Here is a 916-nt window from a genome sequence, read left to right on the forward strand (position 1 = left end):
CTGGGCCCGTATCGCAGCGCTCTCGTTTGGCGGTCCGGCCGGTCAGATCGCCGTCATGCATCGCATCCTGGTCGATGAGAAGCGCTGGATCTCTGACAACCGGTTCCTGCATGCCTTGAACTACTGCATGCTCTTGCCGGGCCCCGAGGCCCAGCAATTGGCGACCTATGTGGGCTGGCTGATGCACGGGACCCGGGGCGGCGTGGTCGCCGGCGGGCTGTTCATTGTGCCCGGCATCCTCGCCATCATGGGCCTGAGCTGGATCTATGCGGCCTTCGGCGCGGTCGGCTTCGTTTCGGCGCTGTTCTTCGGCCTGAAGGCGGCGGTGCTCGCCGTGGTTCTGCAAGCCGTATTGCGGGTGGGGTCGAAGGCGTTGAAGAACCCCCTGATGGTCGCTCTCGCGGCGGCCGCCTTCATCGCGATCTTCTTCTTCGGGGCGCCGTTCCCGGCCATCGTGCTGGCGGCCGGGCTCATCGGCTATTTCGGCGGCCGCGCCGGACTGAAGCAATTCGCGGTCGGCGGCGGACATGGTCCCAAGAAGGCCGCTGATGGCTCGCACGTCGCTTACCTGCTCGGCGACGACGGCTCTGGTCCGCCAACGCCAAGCCGATCCAGTTCGAGGCGGGCGGCCGGCGTCTCAGCGCTCCTCTGGCTGGCCCCCGTTCTCACCCTCCTGCTGGCGCTGGGCCCATCCGACATCTTCAGCCAGATCGCCTTGTTCTTCTCCAAGATGGCGGTCGTCACGTTCGGCGGCGCCTACGCCGTGCTGGCCTATGTCGCCCAGCAGGCGGTCGACGCTTACGGGTGGCTCAAGCCTGGCGAGATGCTGGACGGCCTCGGCATGGCCGAAACCACGCCAGGCCCGCTGATCATGGTGTTGCAGTTCGTGGGGTTCATGGCGGCGTTCCGCGACCCA

1 protein-coding gene is annotated in these 916 nt (G+C 66.9%); it reads left to right on the forward strand.

Features of this window, described 5'->3' with window-relative positions; translation table 11 throughout:
• Positions 1–916, forward strand: a 916-nt coding sequence (gene chrA, locus ACYVO7_RS25735; RefSeq protein WP_460452610.1) for a chromate efflux transporter, incomplete at both ends; no start/stop codon positions are given.

This window comes from Alsobacter sp. SYSU BS001988, from assembly GCF_054796215.1.